The organism is Kineococcus sp. AC630 (assembly GCF_979255925.1).
Window position 1 is genome coordinate 102,909 of sequence record NZ_CEEDMJ010000019.1, and the last position, 18,170, is coordinate 121,078.

At 74.5% G+C, this 18,170-nt stretch carries 16 protein-coding genes; 7 read left to right on the forward strand and 9 right to left on the reverse strand.

Annotation, left to right across the window (positions count from 1 at the left end; genetic code table 11):
- Window positions 1-25 precede the first annotated feature (25 nt).
- Entirely contained in the window at window positions 26-919 is an 894-nt protein-coding gene (locus AC0I8G_RS19420) for an ROK family protein (RefSeq protein WP_471731401.1), read from the forward strand.
- Window positions 916-1,602 carry a hypothetical protein gene (locus AC0I8G_RS19425; protein ID WP_471731402.1) on the forward strand — a complete coding sequence of 229 codons (687 nt, stop codon included), beginning with the start codon at window positions 916-918 and terminating at the stop codon, window positions 1,600-1,602. The genes AC0I8G_RS19420 and AC0I8G_RS19425 overlap by 4 nt, the downstream gene beginning before the upstream one ends.
- Here AC0I8G_RS19425 and serS read toward each other — a convergent pair.
- Window positions 1,586-2,860: a serine--tRNA ligase gene (gene serS, locus AC0I8G_RS19430; RefSeq protein ID WP_471731403.1), complete on the reverse strand. Its 1,275-nt coding sequence runs from the start codon at window positions 2,858-2,860 to the stop codon at window positions 1,586-1,588. The genes AC0I8G_RS19425 and serS overlap by 17 nt on opposite strands.
- 108 nt (window positions 2,861-2,968) lie before the next feature.
- Between serS and AC0I8G_RS19435 the strand changes: the two genes are divergently transcribed.
- Window positions 2,969-4,075, forward strand: coding sequence for a diacylglycerol/lipid kinase family protein (locus AC0I8G_RS19435; RefSeq protein ID WP_471731404.1), 1,107 nt, complete (start codon window positions 2,969-2,971; stop codon window positions 4,073-4,075).
- A 90-nt stretch (window positions 4,076-4,165) separates the two neighbouring features.
- On the opposite strand, the gene AC0I8G_RS19440 is transcribed toward AC0I8G_RS19435, so the two are convergent.
- The 5 genes from AC0I8G_RS19440 to AC0I8G_RS19460 all read right to left on the reverse strand — a co-directional run bounded on the left by AC0I8G_RS19440 (window position 4,166) and on the right by AC0I8G_RS19460 (window position 11,208).
- A complete protein-coding gene (locus AC0I8G_RS19440) occupies window positions 4,166-5,605 on the reverse strand; it encodes a GGDEF domain-containing protein (protein WP_471731405.1) in 1,440 nt (479 codons plus the stop codon).
- Window positions 5,602-8,445, reverse strand: coding sequence for an EAL domain-containing protein (locus AC0I8G_RS19445; protein WP_471731406.1), 2,844 nt, complete (start codon window positions 8,443-8,445; stop codon window positions 5,602-5,604). The genes AC0I8G_RS19440 and AC0I8G_RS19445 overlap by 4 nt, the downstream gene beginning before the upstream one ends.
- 95 nt (window positions 8,446-8,540) lie before the next feature.
- Window positions 8,541-9,485, reverse strand: a complete 945-nt coding sequence (gene pheA, locus AC0I8G_RS19450) for a prephenate dehydratase (protein WP_471731407.1) — start codon at window positions 9,483-9,485, stop codon at window positions 8,541-8,543.
- A gap of 56 nt (window positions 9,486-9,541) precedes the next feature.
- On the reverse strand, window positions 9,542-9,847 hold the full coding sequence (locus tag AC0I8G_RS19455) for a WhiB family transcriptional regulator (protein WP_380159176.1): 306 nt from the start codon (window positions 9,845-9,847) through the stop codon (window positions 9,542-9,544).
- A gap of 83 nt (window positions 9,848-9,930) precedes the next feature.
- Window positions 9,931-11,208 (reverse strand): glycosyltransferase 87 family protein, encoded by a 1,278-nt coding sequence (locus AC0I8G_RS19460; RefSeq protein WP_471731408.1) that lies wholly within the window; start codon window positions 11,206-11,208, stop codon window positions 9,931-9,933.
- Window positions 11,209-11,268: 60 nt separating this feature from the next.
- Between AC0I8G_RS19460 and AC0I8G_RS19465 the strand changes: the two genes are divergently transcribed.
- Window positions 11,269-13,554 (forward strand): hypothetical protein, encoded by a 2,286-nt coding sequence (locus AC0I8G_RS19465; RefSeq protein ID WP_471731409.1) that lies wholly within the window; start codon window positions 11,269-11,271, stop codon window positions 13,552-13,554.
- Here the strand turns inward: AC0I8G_RS19465 and AC0I8G_RS19470 are convergent.
- Together AC0I8G_RS19470 and AC0I8G_RS19475 are read right to left on the reverse strand one after the other, a co-directional pair.
- Complete coding sequence (locus AC0I8G_RS19470) at window positions 13,539-13,838, reverse strand: hypothetical protein (protein ID WP_471731410.1); 300 nt, start codon at window positions 13,836-13,838, stop codon at window positions 13,539-13,541. The genes AC0I8G_RS19465 and AC0I8G_RS19470 overlap by 16 nt on opposite strands.
- 43 nt (window positions 13,839-13,881) lie before the next feature.
- Entirely contained in the window at window positions 13,882-15,222 is a 1,341-nt protein-coding gene (locus AC0I8G_RS19475) for an APC family permease (protein WP_380257507.1), read from the reverse strand.
- Window positions 15,223-15,314: 92 nt separating this feature from the next.
- Between AC0I8G_RS19475 and AC0I8G_RS19480 the strand changes: the two genes are divergently transcribed.
- From AC0I8G_RS19480 to AC0I8G_RS19490, 3 genes are read left to right on the forward strand one after another with little or no spacing between them, the layout of a single operon-like run.
- Entirely contained in the window at window positions 15,315-16,229 is a 915-nt protein-coding gene (locus tag AC0I8G_RS19480) for a metal ABC transporter solute-binding protein, Zn/Mn family (protein ID WP_471731411.1), read from the forward strand.
- Window positions 16,229-17,035 (forward strand): metal ABC transporter ATP-binding protein, encoded by an 807-nt coding sequence (locus AC0I8G_RS19485; RefSeq protein ID WP_471731420.1) that lies wholly within the window; start codon window positions 16,229-16,231, stop codon window positions 17,033-17,035. Before AC0I8G_RS19480 ends, AC0I8G_RS19485 begins: the two co-directional genes overlap by 1 nt.
- The gene (locus tag AC0I8G_RS19490) at window positions 17,032-17,940 is read left to right on the forward strand and encodes a metal ABC transporter permease (RefSeq protein ID WP_471731412.1); all 909 of its coding nucleotides are present in this window, start codon (window positions 17,032-17,034) and stop codon (window positions 17,938-17,940) included. Before AC0I8G_RS19485 ends, AC0I8G_RS19490 begins: the two co-directional genes overlap by 4 nt.
- A gap of 2 nt (window positions 17,941-17,942) precedes the next feature.
- Here the strand turns inward: AC0I8G_RS19490 and AC0I8G_RS19495 are convergent, their stop codons facing one another.
- Complete coding sequence (locus tag AC0I8G_RS19495) at window positions 17,943-18,125, reverse strand: hypothetical protein (protein WP_471731413.1); 183 nt, start codon at window positions 18,123-18,125, stop codon at window positions 17,943-17,945.
- Between the last annotated feature and the right edge of the window lie 45 nt (window positions 18,126-18,170).

Here is an 18,170-nt window from a genome sequence, read left to right on the forward strand (position 1 = left end):
AGCCGGGCCTCGCGGGAAGAAGCCGATGCCCCCCACCCCACCACCCTCCCGCACCGCTCCCGCACCGCCGATCGGCATCGACGTCGGGGGCACCACCGTCAAGGGCCTGCGGCCGGCCGCCGACGGGACCGTCCTCGACGACCAGCGGATCCCGACGCCGCGCCCCGACCCCACCGGCCGGGGAGTCGTCTCCGCCGTCGCCGCCCTCGCCGCCCGGCTGGGCCACCGCCCCGGCGACCCCGTGGGCGTCGCCCTGCCGGGGGTGGTCGACGAGACGAGCGGGACCGGCGTCCTGTCCACCAACCTGGGCTGGACCGACGTCCCCTTCGCCGCCCTGCTCACCGCGGCGCTCGGGGCGGGGGTCGTCCTCAGCCACGACGTGCGGGCCGGGGCCGTCGCCGAGGCCCGGACCGGAGCGGCCCGCGGAGCCGACGGCGTCGTCGCCTTCGTGCCGGTCGGCACCGGGATCGCCGCCGCGGTCCTCGTCGACGGGGTACCGCTGGTGGCCGGCGGGTGGGCCGGCGAGATCGGCCAGCTCGTCCTCACCGAGGGCCCCTTCCGCGGGCTCCGGGTGGAGGAGGTGGCGTCGGCGGCCGCCACCGCCCGCCGCGCGGGGACCACCGGGGCCCACGAGGTCGCCGCCGCGGTCCGCGCCGGAGACCCTGCGGCGCAGCAGGTCTGGCGCGAGACGGTCGACGTCCTCGGGCACGCCCTGGCCGGGCTGGTCGCCACCGTCGCCCCGTCGGTCCTCGTCGTGGGCGGAGGGCTGGCGCTCGCCGGCGACCTGCTGCTGGACCCCCTGCGCACCGCGCTGGCGGACCGCCTCCCGGGGGTGCGTCAGCCCCGGATCGTCGCCGCCCGGCACGGCGACACCGCTGCGGCCCGCGGTGCGGCGATGCTCGCGGAGGTGTCGCGGTGAACGACGTGGTGGGCGACCTGGTCGGTGACGTGGAGCTGGTCCGCTCCGCCCTGCTCGCCCCGCAGGCACCGGCCCTCGACCTGCCCGTCCCCCGCTTCACGCGCGCCCTGGACCAGCTTCACGAGGAGGTGCTGGCGCGGTTCCGGCACCTCGGGCTGGACGCCGACACCGCGGAGGCGACGCTGGCCGACGTCCCGCGCAAGGTCGCCGCCTACGGCGACGGGATCGACGTCCCGTGGTTGCTGGGCCTGGCCCGGGCGGACGTCGTCGCCCTGGGGCGGTTGCAGTTCGAACGCGTGGCCGGGACCGACGGGCACGCCGTGCACCTCCCCGAAGCCGGCCCGCTGAGCGACGAGGCCGTCGAGGACTCCCTCACCCGCGCCGTCGAGGTCCTCGGCGCCCGCGCGTTCCACTGCACGTCGTGGTTGCTGGACCCGCTGCTGCCCCCGGCTCTCGGTCCGGACAGCGGGATCGTGCGCTTCGCGGAGAGGTTCGCCCGCGGACCCGTCGAGCGCGGGGAGGAGGGCGACCGCGCGGTCGCGAAGTTCGTGTTCCGCCGGCCGCTGCGCGAGGTGCTCGACCTCGTCGAACCGCGGACGCGGTTGGAACGCCTGGTGGTCGGGCACCTGCGCGCAGGCGGGCACTGGTCGGAGCCGAGGGGGTCGCTCAGCGCACGGGGGTGAGGACCTCCAGGCCCAGGTACGGCTGCAGCGCAGCGGGGACCCGCACGGAACCGTCGGCCTGCTGGTGGTTCTCGAGGATCGCGACGATCCAGCGGGTCGTGGCCAGCGTGCCGTTCAGCGTCGCCACGGGACGGGTCCCGGAACCCTCCTCGAGACGTTCGCGCACCCCGAGGCGGCGGGCCTGGAAGGTCGTGCAGTTCGAGGTGGAACTGAGTTCGCGGTACGCGCCCTGCGACGGCACCCACGCCTCGCAGTCGAACTTCCGGGCCGCCGAGGAACCGAGGTCCCCTGCGGCCGTGTCGATCACGCGGTAGGGGACCTCGATGGCGGCCAGCATGTCCTTCTCGAAACCGAGCAGCCGCTGGTGTTCCGCGCTCGCGTCCTCCGGCCGGCAGTAGGAGAACATCTCCACCTTGTGGAACTGGTGGACGCGGATGATCCCGCGGGTGTCCTTGCCGTAGGAACCGGCCTCGCGGCGGTAGCAGGCCGACCAGCCGGCGTAGCGCTTCGGGCCCGCCGACAGGTCGAGGATCTCGTCACCGTGGTAGCCGGCCAGGGCGACCTCGGAGGTCCCCGTGAGGTAGAGGTCGTCCTCCTCGAGGTGGTAGACCTCGGCCGCGTGCGCACCGAGGAACCCGGTGCCCGCCATCACCTCGGGCTTCACCAGGGTCGGGGTGATCATCGGGGTGAAACCGTTGCCGACGGCCTTCGCCACGGCCAGGTTCAGCAGCGCGAGTTCCAGCAGCGCACCGACACCGGTGAGGAAGTAGAACCGCGAACCCGCCACCTTGGCGCCGCGTTCCATGTCGATGGCACCGAGCTTCTCGCCCAGTTCGAGGTGGTCGCGCCAGGCGTCGAGCCCCTCGGGCAGTTCCGGGTGGGACCCGATCTCCTCGAGCACGACGTAGTCGTCCTCACCACCGGCGGGGACACCGTCCTCGACGACGTTGGGGATCGAGCGCAGCAGCGTCTCGAACTCCTCGCCGGCCGCGCCGGACGCGGCGTCGGCCGCCTTCACGCGCTCGGAGAGCTGCTTCACCGCGGCGGCGAGCTTCTGCTTCTCCTCGCCCTTCGCGGCGGCGATCTCCTTGCCGCGCGACTTCTGCTCGGAGCGCAGCTGCTCGAACTCGGCGATGGCGGCGCGGCGGCGCGCGTCGGCGTCGAGCACCCGGTCGACGACACCTTCGTCCTCACCACGGGCACGCTGGCTCGCGCGGACGAGGTCCGGTTCGTCCCTCAGCAGTCGCAGGTCGATCACGTCTCGACACTAACGGGTCACCCCCCTGACCCCCGACCCCGTTCCGCGACCACCGGCGGACACCACCACCCGGGCGGGGAGGGACCGGCGAGCAGGTAGCTTGACCGGATGACGGTGGCGGACCTCTTCGGCACCGGCGCCCTCGCCGTCCTGCTCGCCGTCGCGTTCGTCGTGACGTTCACGCTGCTGGCCCGCGAGCGCCGGTCGACGCGGGCTCTGCGCGCCCAGGTGGTCCCGGCGGTCGAGCCGCACGACGAGCCGCCCCGGCAGCGGCGGGCGGCGATCGTGGTGAACCCGACGAAGTTCAGCGTCCTGGACCAGCACGCGTTGCGGCGCCGGCAGGCCTACGTCGCGGCGGTGTTCCGGTCCCACGGCTGGGCCGACCCGTTGTGGTTGCCGACCACGATCGACGAACCCGGTGGTCCGCAGGCGCGGCGGGCGGTGGCCGAGGGGGTCGACATCGTGCTCGCGGCGGGGGGCGACGGGACGGTCCGCGCGGTGGCGGAGTCGTTGGCGGGGACGTCGACGCCGATGGCGTTGCTGCCGGCGGGCACCGGGAACCTGTTGGCGCGCAACCTGGACGTCCCGCACACCGACCTCGCGGCGGCGCTGGACCTGGTGTTCTCCGAGGAGGACCAGCGGATCGACGTCGGCTGGCTGGAGGTCGACCGCTCGGGTCACGACGACGAGCCCGAGCGTTACCTGTTCCTGGTGATGGCCGGGCTGGGTTTCGACGCGGCGATGATGGCCGGGGTCGAGGACCGGCTGAAGCAGCGGCTGGGCTACGGCGCGTACGTCGTCTCGGGGGCGCGGGCGTTGTGGGGTCCGCAGGCGAAGGTGCAGGTCCGCGTCGACGACGAGGAACCCCTGGCCGTCCGCACCCGCGCGGTCATCGTCGGCAACTGCGGGAAGCTCACGAAGCAGCTGGTGCTGATGCCGGACGCCGAGATCGACGACGGCCACCTGGACGCCGTGGTGATCTCCCCCCGGGGCGGGATCGGCTGGGGCGAGGTGGCGTGGGCCATCGCGACGCGGGACCGGCGCGGTCAGCGTCGGGTGCGCCACCTGCGCGGGCGTCGCTTCGAGGTGACGACGGGTGAGGCGCAGGAGGTCGAGCTGGACGGCGACCCCATCGGCGAGGCGCTCCGCATCACGCTGACCGTGGAGCCCGGGGCGCTGCTGGTGCGCTGTCCCCCGCTGCCGTCGCAGCGCTGAGGGTGCGCGGCGTCCGGCGTCCCACCGCTCCGTGATCCCGCTGGGAAACCCCACGAGATCACGGGTGGTCGGGGGCGGTGGACTCGGGGATCAGCTCGCCAGGGGGGACGCGGCGGCGTCGTGGTCCCCGGCGACGACCGTCCGGTCGCGCCCGGTCCGCTTCGCCCAGTAGAGCGCGGCGTCGGCGCGGGCCAGGACGGCGGGCGGGACCTCGGAGCGGTCCCAGGTCGCGACGCCGATCGAGCAGGTCTGCCCGTGTGGGACGGACTCGTGCACGGCGCGCAGCACGGCGACGGCGGCGGCGGCGTCCAGCCCGGGCAGCAGCAGCGTGAACTCCTCCCCGCCCCAGCGGGCCAGGAACACCCCCGGCAGGACGCGCTGCCAGGCGCGGGCGACCGCGACGAGGAAGTCGTCGCCGCCCTCGTGGCCGTGGGCGTCGTTGTAGGCCTTGAAGTGGTCGAGGTCGACGATGGCCACGGTGAGGGGCAGGCGCGGGTCGCCGCCGGCGCGGGTGAAGACGTGGTCGACCTCGGCGTTCCAGGCGCGGCGGTTGGGCAACCCGGTCAGCGGGTCGGTCCCCGCCTGGCGCGCCACGACGACGGCCTGCCCGCGCAGGACCCGCAGCAGGTCCGCGACGCGGACCAGGACCAGGGCGACGACGACGAGGGTGGCCAGGCCCAGCGTGAGCCCGTGGTCCTGGTCCTTCGGCAGCAGGTGCTCGACGACGAGGGCCGCCGGCGGCAGCAGCGCGGCGACGGCCAGCAGCGGCAGCCGCACCAGCTCCGGTTCGGTGCGGCGCTCGAGCGGCGGGTGGCCCAGGTCGGCCGCGGAGGGGTCGCGCCCGGCGGCGGCGACGCAGCCGTAGAACACCAGCCACAGCACCCGCACCCACCGCGGAGCACCGTCCTCGCCCACCGCGGTGAGGACGGCGAAGGTGACGTCGGCGGCGACGCTGGCGCTCAGACCCGCGGCCAGCAGCCAGAACGCGCGGGGCCGGCTGCTGCGCCAGCCGGTGACGCGCACCAGCAGGAACACCACGGCGACGTCGCACAGCGGGTAGGCGGCGGCGACCAGTCGGGCGGCCAGGTGCCCCTCGCCGACGAAGGCGGGCAGCACGGTGTAGACGACGAAGAGCAGGGCGGTGCTGGTGGTCGCGATGACGGTGTCCAGCAGCGCCCCGCGCCGCACACCCCCGCGCGGGGCGGGCAGCAGACCCAGCACCGAGACGAACAGCAGGACCTGGGCGAGGAGGAACAGCGCGTCGGCGCTGGTGGGGAACGCCGCCCGACCGTCCCAGCGTTGGGCCACGGAGACGCTCTCCCCCAGGGCGAAGAGCAGCTGCGTCGCGACCAGCGGGCGCCACGCGCGCAGCGCGGGGGAGGTCGCGACGGCGTGGAGGAGCACCAGCGCGGAGCACCAGACCAGGACGGCGTAGCCGACCAGCTCCGCCCGCCCGCCGGGCAGCAGCACGTACCCGACGACGAGGACGCCGGCGCCGGCGAGGACGGGCCCGTCGCGACGGGGGCTCACGCGGGCACCGGGGGGGCGGGGACCGCCGTCCGGGGCAGCTGGCGCGCGGTGCGGGTGGCGGCCGCGACGGCGGCGTCGCGCAGGACCGGGCTGAGCTCCTGCTGCGGTTCGCGCCACACGCAGGACAGCACGTGGCTCACCCCGTCGGCGGCGACGACGGGGACGGTGAGCACGGACCCCACCCCGACCTGCCGGGCCAGCTCGGCGGCGATGACGGTGCTGGTCGTCGCGTCCGGCACCCACACCGAGCGCCCGGTCGCGACCGAGCGGGCCACGGCGCTGCGCCCGTCGGCGTCGAAGCCGATCTGATCGACCAGGGCCGGGTCGACGTCGCCGCGGTGGCCCAGCAGCTCCCAGCGCCCGCCCGGGCAGGCGGGGCGCACGACGAAGCTGAAGTCGGGGGCGAGCAGGTCGTGCACGGCCGCACCGAAGCCCAGCACGAGGCGCTGCTCGTCGGCGGTGCCCTCCAGCTCGGCCATCGCCTGCAGCAGCCCGTGGACGCGGTCGAGCTGACCGGCGGCGTCGACCCCGGCGAGGTGGTCGGCGACGAGGCGCGCGAGGGCCTGCACCTGGGTGCGCTGGAGGCCGGTGAGGGGCAGCGGCCGGTCGTCGTAGGCGCAGAGGACGCCGAGGACCCGCCCGGCGGCGTCGGTGACGGGGGCTCCGACGTAGTTCCGGACCCCGGCGCGGTCGGCGGCCCCGCCCGCGGTGCGCGGGTCGGTCGAGGGGTCGAACTGGAGGACGTCGCGCTGCTGGGCCGTCCACGCGCAGGGGGTCCCGTCGCGGGGGACGACGTCCCGCTCGTGGCCGTGGCCGGCCAGCAGGTGCACGTGCTCCTCGGTGACGACGTTGAAGCTGGCGAACCGTGTTCCGCAGACGGAGGCGGCCAGCGCGGTCACGCTGCGCAGCAGACCCTGGGAACGGACCGTGGCGGCCAGGACGGCGTGCGCGAGGCGGACCCGCTCCCCCTCGTCGACACCCCGGGGGGCCGGCACCGGCTCCCCGTCGGTCCCACCGCCCAGCGCGGTGGGCGGCGCGGGGAGCGCGGCGAAGACCTCCTCCGCCGGGACGGGGCGGGCGAAGTGGAAGCCCTGGAGGACGTCGGCGCCGAGGCCGCGGACGAGGTCGGCGGTGCGGGCGTCCTCGACGCCCTCGGCGACGACCTCCATCGAGAGCCGGTGGGCGAGGTCGACCAGGGTGCGGACGATGGCGGCGTCGGCGGGGGCCTGCGGGGCGGCGGCGACGAAGGAGCGGTCGACCTTGAGCTCGTCGGCCTCGAGCTGGCGCAGCATCGTCAGCGACGTGTAGCCGGTGCCGAAGTCGTCCAGGGAGATGCGGGCGCCGGCCTCGCGCAGGGTGGACAGCACGGTGGCGGCACCCGCGGGGTCGGCCAGCAGCGCGCTCTCGGTGACCTCCAGGGTCAGGACGCCGCGCTCGAGCCCGTGCTCGGCGATCAGCCGGCGCACGTCCTCGACCAGGCTGGGGTCGGCGAGCACGACCGGGGAGACGTTGACCGACACCCCGACGTCACGACCGGCGGCGCGCCAGGCGGCGCACTGGTCGACGGCGGTGCGCAGCACCCAGCGGGTGAGGCCGACGATGGCCTGGCTGCGTTCGGCGAGGGGGATGAACGCGCCCGGGCCGAGCAGCCCGCGTTCGGGGTGCTGCCAGCGCACGAGGGCCTCCACGCCGACGGTGCGGCCGGTGCCGGCGGTGACCAGGCGCTGGTAGTGCACCCGCAGCTGGCCCGCCTCGACGGCGGCGGGCAGCTCGGCGTGCAGGCGCAGGGCGTCGGCGTCGAAGACGGCCTCGCCGCCGCTGACGGCGACGCGCTGCTGGTCGGCCGCGGCGCGCACGGCGGCCACGTCGGCCAGGGCGAGCAGGTCCTCGATGGCGCGGCCGTGCTCGGGGGCGCAGGCCACGCCGATCGAGACGTCGGGGCGCACCTGCAGGCCCCGACCCGGGCCGGCTCCGGCCAGGACGACGGGGGCGAGCAGCACCTCGCTCAGGTCGCGACCCGCCTCGGCGCCCGTCGTGGCGGCAGCGCCGGGGAGGGCGGGACGCACGACGGCCAGGGAGTCGAGGTCGATGCGGGCGACGACCGCCCCGGGCAGGGCGGCGGCGCGGCGCGCGCACTCGGCCAGGACCTCCTCGGCGGCGGCGGGCCCCAGGGCCAGGCGCAGGTCGCGCAGGTCGTCGACGTGGACGACGCTCACCGTCGCCCGCCCGTCGAGGCCGTCGTCCTCCTGCAGCCGCCGGGCGCAGCTCTCGAGCAGCCCGGTGCGGTTGAGGAGGTCGGAGCCGGCGTCGTGGCGGGCGCGCCGGGCGGCCAGCCGCAGCAGCGAGCGCACGCCGAGGACGGGGACGACGGTCGTGACGGGCAGCACCAGCAGCCAGCCGAGCACCTGGCCGGGGTGCCCGGAGGCGATGAGCGCGGTGGGCAGCAGCGCGAACGGCAGCGCGGTGGCGGCGACGAGGGCCCGTCCCGAGCGCAGGAAGGGGATGTGCGAGGCGGTGGCGCAGTACAGGGTGACGAGGACGCCGACCCCGGGCGAGCCGTCGGCGGCGTAGACGCTGACGGAGGTGCACAGGGCCGCGCCGACGATGGCGGTGCGGGGACCGGCCATCGGCCAGGCGGGCACCAGCAGCAGGCCGAGTCCGCTGAGCACCCCGAACGCGGCGACGGCGAGGACCGGGCCGTCGTGCACGCCGGGCCAGACGGGCAGCAGCGCGACGGAGGCGCTGACGAGGCTGGTCAGCAGGTACCCGACGGCGACCACGCGCCGCTCGGGCCCGTCGGCGCCGAGGTCGAGGGCGCGCGCGGGCGGCTGGCTGATCACCTTCTAGACATCGGGGCGGCCCGTCGCGGACTCCATGCGCCGACCGGGTGAGCGGTGGCCCGGACCCGCCCGTGACCGACCGGGGCGCAGGGACCTCAGGCGCCGACGCCGGCGCGCAGACGGTCGAGCCACCCCTGGGCGGTGGTGAAGTCCTCCTCGCTGGGACCGTCGCCGACGACGGTGCGACCGCCGTCGGAGCGCGGGTAGCTGCCGAGGAACCGGACCTGCTCGCAGACGCGGTGCAACCCCATGAGGGCCTCCCCGACGCGGGCGTCGGTGACGTGGCCGTCGCAGTCGATGGAGAAGCAGTACCGACCGAGCGCGTCACCGGAGGGGCGCGACTCGATCCGGGTGAGGTTGATCCCGCGGGTGACGAACTGCTCGAGGGCCTCGACGAGCGCACCCGGGCGTTCCTCGCGCAGGAAGACCACGAGGGACGTCTTGTCCTGGCCCGTCGGGGCGGGCAGCTCGCCCACGCCCGGGCGGGAGAGCAGGACGAAGCGGGTCTGGGCGCCGTCGCGGTCCTCGATCCGCTCGGCGAGCACGTCCAGCCCGAGGCTCTCCGCGGCGAAGGGCGCGCAGATGGCGCCCTCGAACCCGGCGGGCTCTCCGCCCGCGAGTTCGTCGGCCAGCGCCTGCGCGGACGCGGCCGTCGACGTCGCCGGGACGTAGAGGGCGTCGGGCAGGTGGGTGTGCAGCCACTTGCGCACCTGGGCGTGGGCGTGGGAGTGCGTGCTCACCCGCTTGACGTCCTCGAGGCGCACCCCCGGCTTGACCGCCAGCACGAAGGAGACGGCGAGGACGACCTCCGCGACGACGACCAGGGGCTCACCGACGGCGAGGCCGTCGAGGGTGGCGGGCACGCCACCCTCGACGGAGTTCTCGATCGGCACGCAACCGACGTCGGCGGCCCCGCTGCGGACCGCCTCGATCGTCGCGTCGACGCTGGGCATCGCGACCGCGGGGACGTCGGCGACGACGGTCCGCAGGGCCGCTTCGGAGAAGGTCCCGACGGGACCGAAGAACGCGTAGCGCAGCACGGTGCTGCACAGTAGCGTCTCGCCCCCCGGCGCTGGAGGGCTCGACGCCGCGGGGGTCAGCCCGCCTTGCGCAGCTTGCGGCGCTCGGTGCGTTCGCTCCAGATCGTGTCCCGCTGGTCCTCGGTCAGACCGCCCCAGACCCCGTAGTTCTCACGGTGGGTGAGGACGTGCTGCCGGCACTGGCGCAGGACCGGACATTCAGCGCAGACGGCGAGCGCCGCTGCGTCGCGGTGCTGGCGGGCGGCTCCCCGCTCCAGCTCCGGGTGGAAGAAGAGCTCTGGATCAGCCTCTCGGCAGGAACCCAGGAGCTGCCACTCCCAAGCGTCGATCGTCGGCCGCAGGCCTCGACTCGTCTCGCTCACGGAATCCCCCTAGGTGTGTGGTGCTCGACGTGGTGCTCCCCGTGCTCATCACGTGGACCCGTCTTGCCCCAAGGGTGAGAAATCTAAACGCTATGCGACCGATCCGTCACTACCTGTGATTGACGTTCGGCGTGTCGCGCCACCAACAGCCACATCACCGGCAGTGACAGACAGGCCCACCAGAGGTCCCCGTTCTGCACGAGACGGGCCACCGGCGTCGGCACGCTGCGCGAGGCCAGCAGGTTCGCGCCCCACCACGGCCACGCGATCCACAGCAGCAGCAGACCGACCGCAGCGGCCACCGCCCGCCGCCGGACCCGACCGTCGCCGACGACCGCCCCGAGCACGACGACCCCCCACAGCAGGTGGTGCAGCCACGACACCGGCGAGACGAGGATCGCGACCATCCCGCAGGCCGCGACCTCCCCGACCAGCGAACCGCGCCGGTGCATCGCCCGGGCCACCGAGTACCCCGCGACCGCCGCGATCAGCGCCAGCACCCCCCACACCGCCGTCGTCGCACCGTCGGAGAGGTAGAGGCGCAGCACGAACCCGCGCAGCGACTGGTTCGACGACCCCGCGTTCGGCCCGAGCCGGTCGGAGTTCAGCAACGCCGACGTCCAGAACTCCAGCGACCCCTCGGGGGCCACGAAGAACGTCGCGACCGTCACCCCGACCGCGGCCAGCACCGCGTTGCGCAGCTCCCGCCACTGCCTCGTCACGACGAAGTGGACGAGGAAGACCCCCGGGGTCAGCTTGATCGCGACCGCGATCCCGACCAGGGCCCCGCGCGGCCAGCGGATCGTGAACCGGCCCACCCGCAGCCCGTCGGTCCCCTTCACACCCAGACGCTCCGCGCCCTTCAGGAGGTCGAGCAGGCACAGCGTCACCAGGATCGCGTTGACCTGACCGAAGCGGATGTTCTCCCCCACCGGCGAGATCCACACGCACAGCGCCGCGACGACCCCGTGCGCGAGCCCCGTGAAGCGACCGGCCCGCACCAGCAGCGGCCGGAACGCCATCCCCACGATCGCGTAGAGCAGCCCGAGCTGGACGCCCGTCCACACCCACCCCGCCACGGCCCAGGGCAGCAGCGCCAACGGGATCGACAGCACCGCCGAGAACGTCGGGTAGGTGAACGGCAGCAGCTGCGGGACCTCGGTCTCGAAGGTGTAGACCGGACGCCCCAGCAGCAGCGATCGCCCGGCCTCCCGGTACACCTCGAGGTCGACCTGCCACTGGTCGTCGGGGTAGGCGATCAGGTAGCGGTGGACGATGGGCGCGGCCGCGACGAGCAGGACGAGCACCCCGACCCACCGCCACAGCGCAGCACCGTTCCGCGGGGTCCCCTCGCTCAGCACGCCCCGATCCTCCCCCAGCGACGCACAGGTCCCGACCACCGACGCCCCTAGCCTGTGACGGTGCCGTCCCTGATCACCCGCCGACCACCCGCCGTCACCGCCCTGATCGGGATCCTGGTGATCCTGGCCGGACTGGTCGTCGGCGCGCTCCCCGCGCAGGCCGCCGACCAGCGCGCCCCGCTGGTCGTCGTCGGGTTCTCCGGGGTCCGCTGGTCCGACGTCTCCACCACGGCCACCCCCGCGCTGGCCTCGATGAGCTCCGGCGCGATCGGGACCGTCGCCGTGCGCAGCGTCTTCACCGCCGCCTGCCCCGTCGACGGCTGGCTCGGACTCTCGGCCGGGCGGCGCGCGACGGGCTTCGACGGGACGTCGCAGCAGCACGCGAGCGCCGCGTGCGAGCCCGTCGACGAACCCGTCGACGGAATCCAGCCGGGCTTCGCCGAGTACCGGCGAATCGCCGACGCCGGCACCTTCAGCGCCGTCCCCGGGACGCTCGGGCAGGCGCTCGCGGACGCCGGGACGAACACTCTGGCGATCGGGCCGGGCGCCGCTGTGGCACTGGCCCGGGAGGACGGGACCGTCGGGAACTACGCCACGTCCAACGGAGGCTCCCCCGCCACCAGCGGGCTGATCACCGGCAAGTACGCCCCGGAAGGCCCTCAGCCCGACGTGATCGGTGGTTACGTCCAGGACGCGTTGGAGTCCGGCACCCAGGTCGTCGTCGTCGACGCCGGCACGGTCCGCGACGCCGCCGACCTGCCCGCCCGGGAGAGCGCCCCCACCCTGTCCCGCGCCGACCAGGTGAAGGCCGTCGACGACGTCGTCGCCGCGGTCCAGCAGGCGGTCGCCGCCGCCACGGGCGCCGATGCCACGACCGTCCTCGCCGTCTCCCTCGGCGACGCGGGCCGGACCGCGCACCTGCAGTTCGGCGCCGCGACGGGCCCGCAGCCCGGGTCGGGGACCTACGAGGGCCTCCTCGGCTCCCGCTCGACCCGCCAGACCGCGATCGTGCAGACCACCGACCTCACCCCGACCGTCCTCTCGCTGGCCCTCGGCAGCGACCACGGCACGCCCGGGCTCGTCGGCGCCCCGGTCACCAGCACCGACGCGCAGAGGTCGGTGGCCGACCGCGAGGAGAAGGTGCGCGACCTCGACCAGGCCGCGCAGGCGGTGCAGCCGCTCGTCGGACCGTTCTTCACCGTCTGGGGGGCCGCCCAGATCGTCCTCTACGCCGTCGCCACGCTCGCCCTGCGCAAGGCCTGGGGCGGGCGCCGGGGCCGGCGCCGGGTGCTCGCCTGGCTGCGGGTCCTCACCGTGGTGTTCGGCGCGGTCTGCGCCTCGACCTTCCTGGCCAACACGATCCCGTGGTGGCGCGCCGGGGACTCCACCGGCAGTCACCTGCTCGCGGTCAGCGGGGCCGTCGCGCTCTACGTCGCGGTCATCACGGCGGTGGCGCTGCTCGGGCCGTGGCGCACGCACGCCCTCGGACCGCTCGGCGTCGTCGGGCTGGTGACGGCGGGGGTGCTCGCGGTCGACTGCGCGACCGGTTCGCGGCTCATCACCTCCAGCCTCAACGGCCTGCAACCCGTCGTCGCGGGCCGCTTCTACGGCCTCGGGAACCAGCAGTTCGCGTTGTTCGCGACGGGGTCGCTGCTGTTCACCGTCGCGCTCGCCGACTTCCTCGTCCGCGCCGGTCGCCGTCGCTGGGCGGTCGTGGCCGTGGCGGTGCTGGGGCTGCTCACGACGTTCGTGGACGGTGTCCTCGGCAGCGACTTCGGGGGCCCGCCGGCGATCCTGCCCGCGTTCGGCTTCCTCGCCCTCGTCGTCGCCGGGGTGCGCATCACCTGGCAGCGCGTCGTGGTCATCCTGGGGGCGACCGTCGTCGTCCTCGCGGGGATCTCGGTCGCGGACTGGCTGCGACCCACCGACGACCAGACCCACCTGGGCCGCTTCGTCCAGACCCTCGTCGACGGCGGCGCGTGGCAGGTGGTGGAACGCAAGGGCGCGCAGAACCTGCGGATCCTGTACTCCAACTGGCTGCTGAGCCTCGTCCTGGCCCTCGCGGCGGTGTTCATCGCCTTCGTCCTGGTCCGGCCGAAGGTGCTGGGCGTCTCGGTCCTGCAGCGGGCCTACGACCGCCACCCGGTCCTCAAGCCCGGCCTGACCTGCCTGCTGGTGCTGCTGGTCATCGGGTTCGCGGTGAACGACTCCGGCGCCGCGGTCCCCGCGGTGGGCGCGATGCTGGCCGTGCCGCTGATCATCGCCTGCTGCACCCGGGTGCTGGCGGACGACCCGGGCGCGCCGGCCGGGCCGCTAGGACCGGAGCGGGCTCACTCGACGCCGTAGGCGGTGACGAAGTCCTCCGCGGCGCGGACCAGGGCGAGGGCGGTGGGCTCGGGGAGCCCGTCCGCCGTCAGGGCCCGCACCCGGGCGTCCTCGCCGCCACCCGTCTCGCGGCGGGTCCAGTCGGCCTGCGCCGCGACGGCGAGGGCGGGGCGGGACACGGCCGCGGCGGCCCCCAGCCGGTCCAGGGCCAGGCCCGCGACCCAGTCGGGGTCGAAGCTCCCCGCGGGCGGGGCGAACACCCGTTCACCCTCGACGTAGTCCCCGGAACCGCCCCAGTGCCTCACCGTCGCACCGTACCCGCGCGGAGGACCTGCACCTCCACGGACGTCACACCTCGACGGTCGTCGGACGCGAGAAGCGCCGGGTGACGAGGTGCAGAACGACCCCGACGACGAGCAGCAGGCCCGCGCGCAGCCACACCCCCGCCTCCTGCTGGGTGAGCAGCACGACGCAGGACACGATGCCCAGGACGGGCAGGACGGTCGGGGTGCGGAAGTGCCGGTGCCCCGGCTCGTCCTTGCGCAGCACCAGGACGGCGAGGTTGGTCGAGATGAACACGATCAGCAGCAGCAGGACGACCGTGGAGGCGAGGGTCTCGAGGTCGCCGCTGAGGACCAGCAGCATCGAGACGATCGTGGTGACGACGATCGCGACCCACGGGGTGCGACGCCCGGGCAGGACCCGGCCCAGCCCCGCGGGCAGCAGCCCGTCCTGGGCCATGCCGTAGGTGAGGCGGCTGGACATGATCGAGGTGAGGAGCGCCCCGTTGGCGACCGCGACGAGGGCGATGAGGGAGAACAGCCAGCCGGGGAGCCCGACGTCGGCGACGCGGACGACCTCGAGCAGCGGTCCGCTGGAGGCGGCGAGGGTGTCGGTGTCGACGGCCACGGAGACCGCGAGCGCGACCCCGACGTAGACGACGCCGGCCACGGCGAGACCGCCGAAGAGGGCGCGGGGGTAGGTGCGGCTGGGGTTCACCGCCTCCTCGGCGACGTTGGCGGAGGTCTCGAAGCCGACGTAGGAGTAGAAGGCGATGACGGAGGCGGCGAGGATCCCGGCGACGGGGGTGGACCCGCCGTCGAACTCCAGGACGTGGCCGGGGTGGCCGTCCCCGCGCCCGAGCACCAGGGCGGCGAGGGCGATGATCAGCAGCAGACCCCCCACCTCGATCACGGTCATGACGAGGTTGGCGCGCAGCGACTCCTTGATGCCGCGGGCGTTGAGCAGCGCGACCAGCACCAGGAACACCAGCGCGGCGGGCGTCGCGGGCACGTCGACGAGCTCGGAGAGGTAGCTGCCGGAGAAGGCGAGAGCGAGCCCCGCGACGCTGGTGACGCCGGCCGCGAGCATCGAGAAGCCCACCAGGAACGAGACGACGGGCCGGCCGAAGGCGCGCTGGGCGAAGACCGCGGAACCGCCGGCCTTGGGGTACTTGGTGACGAGCTCGGCGTAGGAGGCCGCGGTCAGCGTGGCGAGGACCAGCGCGATCAGCAGCGGGACCCACACCGCCCCGCCGACCTTCCCGGCCAGGGTCCCCACCAGGGCGTAGATCCCGGCTCCGAGGACGTCGCCGAGGATGAAGAGGAAGAGGAGCTTGCCGCTGATGGCGCGGGCGAGACCCGTGGCGGGCGCGTCCGCGCGCACGAGGTCGGGCGATGGTCGGTTCACAGCTGTCTCCTACCCGCTGGGGGCCGGACCATGCGCGCCGAAGGATCCCCTACAGTTACTGCGAACCGTTCCCATCGTCAGGAAGTTGTCGGATGCCCTCGCGCCGCTCGTCCCTCGTCCTCGCCGCCACCCTCACCGCCTCGCTCGCCCTCGCCGCCTGCGGTGGCAGCGACAGCACCTCCGCCGCGAGCGACGACACCGGTCTGAGCGTCGTCGCCTCCACCAACGTCTACGGCTCCATCGCCGAGTCGATCCTGGGCGGCAAGGGCACCGTCACCTCGATCATCGACGACCCCAGCGCCGACCCGCACAGCTACGAGGCCAACACCCGCACCCAGCTGGAGCTGTCCAAGGCCGACGTCGTCCTCGAGAACGGCGGCGGCTACGACGACTTCGTCGACACCATGCTCAAGGCCTCCGACACGAAGGCCGTCGTCCTGAACGCCGTCGACATCTCGGGCAGGACCGCCCCCGCGGGCGGGGAGCTCAACGAGCACGTCTGGTACGACGTCGAGACCGTGCGCAAGGTCGCGCAGGCCCTGGAGACCGAGCTCGCCAAGGCGGCCCCGGACGACGCGAGCACCTTCACGGCCAACCTGACGTCCTTCGAGGGCGGCCTCGACACCCTGGAGCAGAAGGTCCAGGCCGACAAGGCCGGCACGGACGGCCGGCCCGTCGCGATCACCGAACCCGTCCCCGGCTACCTGCTGGAGGCGCTCGGCGCGAAGAACGTCACCCCCGTGGAGTTCTCCGAGGCCATCGAGGAGGAGACCGACGTCCCGGTCGACGTGCTGCAGGAGACACTGTCCCTGTTCACGCAGCACCAGGTGCGGGCGCTGGTCTACAACGAGCAGACCACCGGCCCGCAGACCGAGCAGGTCCTGAAGGCTGCGAAGGACAACGGCATCGCTGTGGTGCCGGTCACCGAGACGCTCCCCGAGGGCAAGGACTACACGACGTGGATGACCGCGAACGTCGACGCGATCGCGACAGCCCTGACGCAGTGATCCCCCCTGCGCTGCGGCTCACGGGCGCGTCCCTGCAGTACGGCTCGCGCCGGCTGTGGTCGGGGCTGGACCTGGAGATCGCGCCCGGCGAGTTCGTCGCCGTCCTCGGCGCCAACGGCGCCGGGAAGTCGAGCCTGCTGAAGGTCGTCCTCGGTCAGCAGGCGCTCGCAGCCGGGACCGTCGAGGTCGCCGGGCGCCCCGTCCGGCGCGGTGACCGCCGCATCGGCTACGTCCCGCAGCAGAAGGGACTCGACCCGAGCACCCCGCTGCGCGCCCGCGACTTCGTCCGCCTCGGCCTCGACGGCCACCGCTGGGGGCCCCTGCTCCCCTCCCGCCGCGCGAACGCCCGGGTCGACCGGGTCCTCGAGGCCGTCGGCGCGACCGGCTACGCCGACTCCCCCGTCGGCCGGCTCTCCGGTGGGGAGCAGCAGCGGCTGCGGGTCGCGCAGAGCATCGTCGGCGACCCGGCCCTGCTGCTCGCCGACGAACCGCTGCTCTCCCTCGACCTGCACCACGCCGGCGCCGTCAGCGCGCTGGTCGACGAGTGCCGCACCCGCACCGGCGCGGCCGTCCTCTTCGTCACCCACGACGTGAACCCCGTCCTGCCCTACGCCGACCGGGTGCTCTACCTGGCCAACGGCCGGTTCCGGATCGGGACGCCGGAGCAGGTCATGACCTCGGCGACGCTCTCCGAGCTCTACGGCTCCCCCGTGGAGGTGCTGCGCTCCAACGGCCGGCTCCTCGTCGCCGGCGGCGCCGCCCCCAGCGAGCACCCGCACTCGCACGACCACCAGGAAGCATCGTGAGCACCGCCGTCAACAGCACCGCCAGCGCCATCGCCTGGGACAAGGTCATCGACTTCTCCGACTACGGGGAGCTGCTGGCCCTGGTCCACAACTCGTTGTGGGCGGGCGCGCTGCTCGGTCTGGTCGGCGGGCTGATCGGGATGTTCATCGTCGCGCGCGACCTGCCGTTCGCCGTGCACGGCATCGCGGAGCTCAGCTTCGCCGGGGGGGCCGCCGCGCTGCTGCTCGGCGCGAACGTCGTCGCGGGCTCGCTCGTGGGGTCGGTGCTCGCGGCCGTCCTGTTCGGGGTCCTGGGGGCCCGGGCGCGGGAGCACAACTCCGCCATCGGGGTCCTCATGCCCTTCGGCCTCGGACTCGGGGTGCTGTTCCTGGCCCTCTACCAGGGGCGGGCCGCGAACAAGTTCGGCCTGCTGACGGGCCAGATCGTCGCCGTCGACGACCCGCAGCTGTTCTCGCTCGCGGTGATCGCCGCGGTCGTCGTGGTGGCCCTCGCGCTGCTGTGGCGTCCGCTGCTCTTCGCCAGCCTCGACCCGGACGTCGCGGCGGCGCGGGGAGTTCCGGTGCGGGCGCTGTCCCCGGTCTTCATGCTCGTCCTCGGCCTGTCCGTGGCGATGAGCGTGCAGATCGTCGGCGCCCTGCTGGTCCTGGCGCTGCTGGTGACGCCGGCCGCCGCGGCGATGCGGGTGAGCGCGTCCCCCTTCGTCGTGCCGGTCCTCTCGACGGTGTTCGCGCTGGTCGCGATGGTCGGCGGTCTGCTGCTGGCCGTCGGGTCGTCGATCCCGATCAGCCCCTACGTGACGACGGTGTCGTTCGTCATCTACCTCGGGTGCCGGCTGGTCGCGCGCCTGCGCCGCCCGGCCGACCGGCCGGAGGTCTCGCGTCCGGTCGTCGCCGAGATCGTCTGAGGTCAGACGCGGCGACGACCCGAGAACGCCGCGACGACGGCGACCGTGGCCGCGGTGAAGGCCAGGACCCAGGGCAGGACACCGCCTTCGAGGACCGCACCCACCCAGCAGACGAGCGCCACCACGGCGCAGAGGACGACCGAGCCGATCGCGGGGCGTCGACCGGGGCGGGGGCGTCGGGGCACGGCCCCATCCTCCGGCACGATCCGCCCCGACCGGAACGCCCACCC

Bases quoted from the DNA above. Each gene is read 5' to 3' on its own strand.
- AC0I8G_RS19420 (WP_471731401.1), top strand. From the start codon at position 26: ATGCCCCCCACCCCACCACCCTCCCGCACCGCTCCCGCACCGCCGATC.
- AC0I8G_RS19435 (WP_471731404.1), top strand. From the start codon at position 2,969: ATGACGGTGGCGGACCTCTTCGGCACCGGCGCCCTCGCCGTCCTGCTC.
- AC0I8G_RS19480 (WP_471731411.1), top strand. From the start codon at position 15,315: ATGCCCTCGCGCCGCTCGTCCCTCGTCCTCGCCGCCACCCTCACCGCC.